This window comes from Rhodobaculum claviforme, from assembly GCF_016653255.1.
Taxonomy (GTDB): domain Bacteria; phylum Pseudomonadota; class Alphaproteobacteria; order Rhodobacterales; family Rhodobacteraceae; genus Rhodobaculum; species Rhodobaculum claviforme.
The window spans coordinates 1-2,693 of the sequence record NZ_NHSD01000021.1; the positions used below are offsets into that span (position 1 = coordinate 1).

General features: G+C 68.3%; 1 protein-coding gene and 1 tRNA gene. One reads left to right on the top strand and one right to left on the bottom strand.

The genetic code is table 11. The features are described 5' to 3' along the window. The first annotated feature begins 433 nt into the window (after positions 1-433). Positions 434-2,275 carry a phosphoenolpyruvate carboxykinase (GTP) gene (locus CCR87_RS00285; protein WP_201155344.1) on the top strand — a complete coding sequence of 614 codons (1,842 nt, stop codon included), beginning with the start codon at positions 434-436 and terminating at the stop codon, positions 2,273-2,275. Between the two features lie 220 nt (positions 2,276-2,495). Here CCR87_RS00285 and CCR87_RS00290 read toward each other — a convergent pair. Then, positions 2,496-2,570: transfer RNA gene (locus CCR87_RS00290), tRNA-Asn, on the bottom strand. Positions 2,571-2,693: the final 123 nt, after the last annotated feature.

Below are 2,693 nucleotides of genomic sequence, written 5' to 3' on the forward strand. Positions count from 1 at the left end.
GGTCGCCCCGACATCCGCACCCCGGCACAAGGCCGCGCAGCGGGGTGCGGATGTCGGGGCGACCCGGGCGGGTGACGCTGTCGGGCGCCGGGGTGGATGCCGCGTTCATCGAGCAGCTGCGTAACTGGCTGGCCGATCACGGCCTCTGACCGGGCAGTCGCTGCGTTTCGCACGCGAAACACTCGGCCACCAAGAAATTGATATACGTCAACAAAGGTACCATGACACTGCCGCCATGTTCCCGCCCGGCGCGCATCCCGGCGCGCAGGGGGCCACAGCCCCCGCAAGCGGCGACCGGCATCTGTCACCCCGCCACAAACCCCGTTAGGATGCCCCCGTCGCAGATGCGGGGGCACCATCACCCTCGACACACCCCGCGCGCCCCGAACGCAAGTCCGACCGCCTGCCAGGGCGGAGCTCAACGGAGAGACCGATGACCGCATCGCCACAGCCCCACCCCACCCGCCACGCCCGCCTGATCGCTTGGGTCGAGGAGATCACCCGGCTGTGCCAGCCGCGCAGCGTCCACTGGGCCAGCGGCTCGGACGAGGAATGGGACCGGCTGACGCAAGGCATGGTGGAGGCCGGAAGCTTCATCCGCCTGAATCCCGAAAAACGCCCCAACTCGTTCCTGTGCCGCTCCGACCCGCGCGACGTGGCCCGGGTGGAGGACCGCACCTACATCTGCTCCAACAACCGCAACGACGCCGGGCCCACCAACAACTGGGCGCCGCCGGCCGAGATGAAGGCGCGCCTCAACGGGCTGTTCGAGGGCTGCATGCGCGGGCGCGACATGCATGTGATCCCGTTCTCCATGGGGCCGATCGGATCGCCCATCAGCCAGATCGGGGTGGAGATCACCGACAGCCCCTATGTGGTCGTGAACATGCGCATCATGACCCGGATCGGACAGGCGGTGCTGGATGAGCTGGGCGAGGACGGCGATTTCGTGCCGTGCGTCCATTCGGTCGGTCGGCCGCTGGCCGATGGCCAGGCCGATGTGGCCTGGCCCTGCGATCCGGAAAACACCGTCATCACCCATTTCCCCGAGGACCGCTCCATCTGGTCCTATGGCTCGGGCTATGGCGGCAACGCGCTGCTGGGCAAGAAGTGTTTCGCGCTGCGCATCGCCTCCGTCATGGCCCGCGACGAAGGCTGGCTGGCCGAGCACATGCTGATCCTCGGCGCCGAAAGCCCCGAGGGCGAGAAGACCTATGTCGCCGCCGCCTTTCCGTCCGCCTGCGGCAAGACCAACTTTGCCATGATGGTGCCGCCCGCGGGGTTCGAGGGCTGGAAGATCACCACCGTGGGTGACGACATCGCCTGGCTGAAGCCCGACCGCGAGGGGGTCCTGCGCGCCATCAACCCCGAGGCCGGGTTCTTCGGCGTCGCGCCGGGGACCTCCGACAAGACCAACCCCAACGCCATGGCGACCCTGCACGCCAACTGCATCTACACCAACGTGGCGCTGACCGACGACGGCGACGTGTGGTGGGAGGGGATGACCGACACCGCCCCCGATCACCTGATCGACTGGAAGGGCCAGGACTGGACGCCGGACTGCGGGCGGCTGGCGGCGCATCCGAACTCGCGCTTCACCGCGCCGGCCTCGCAATGCCCCACCATCGACCCCGACTGGGAAAACCCGCGCGGCGTGCCGATCGCGGCCTTCCTGTTCGGCGGCCGGATGAGCCGCGACGTCCCGCTGGTCTATCAGGCCTTCAACTGGAGCCACGGCGTCTACAACGCCGCCACCATGGGCTCCGAGGCGACGGCCGCCGCCGTGGGCCAGGCCGCGATGCGCCGCGATCCGATGGCGATGCTGCCGTTCTGCGGCTACAACATGGCCGACTATTTCGCCCACTGGCTGGACGTGGGCCGGCGGCTGTCGAACCCGCCGCGCATCTTCCGGGTCAACTGGTTCCGCCGCGACCAGGACGGCCGCTTCCTGTGGCCGGGGTTTGGCGAGAACATGCGTGTGCTGAAATGGGTGGTGGACCGCGTGCACGGCCGCACCGCCCCGGTGGAAAGCCCGCTGGGCTGGATGCCGCGCTACGAGGACATCACCTGGGACGGCCTCGATTTCCCGCGCGCGACCTACTACCGGCTGATGACCGTGGACCGCGACGCCGGCACCGAGGAGGCGCATGAGCACGAGCGCCTGTTCGACCGCTTCTTCGACCGGCTGCCCAAGGAGTTCATCTTCGAGCGCGAACTGCTGCGCTCGCGGCTGTGGCGGTCCCCCGACCAGTGGGGCCTGGTGCACGAGCGCTGACATCCCCGCCCCGGTGTTTCGCGCGCGAAACACCGGGGGTTCAACCTTATGATCTTATGTCCAAAGGGTGCCATGAAACCCTGTGCAAGGCCCGCGCGATCCGCCGGGCCTGATCACCATGGTGCGCCGGTGCCGGGACGGGGCGGGCCTGCAAGGCCGGAACCCGCACCACATGCCCCCTGGGGGACAGATGCAGGACTCTCGCTGGTTCAGGAGGTTCTGGCTCCGGCGGTAGGATTCGAACCTACGACCAATTGATTAACAGTCAACTGCTCTACCACTGAGCTACGCCGGATCGAGGCGTGCCATAGCAAAGCCCGCCGGGCAGGTCCAGCGGTGAGTTGCGGGTCTTTGGACATACTGTGCCGCCGGGGCGGGCCGGGGGACGGGCCGCCCCGGCGGCACAGTATGTCCAAAG

What these genes read in the sequence shown, in the direction of transcription:
- CCR87_RS00285 (WP_201155344.1), top strand. Translation starts at nt 434, where the DNA reads ATGACCGCATCGCCACAGCCCCACCCCACCCGCCACGCCCGCCTGATC.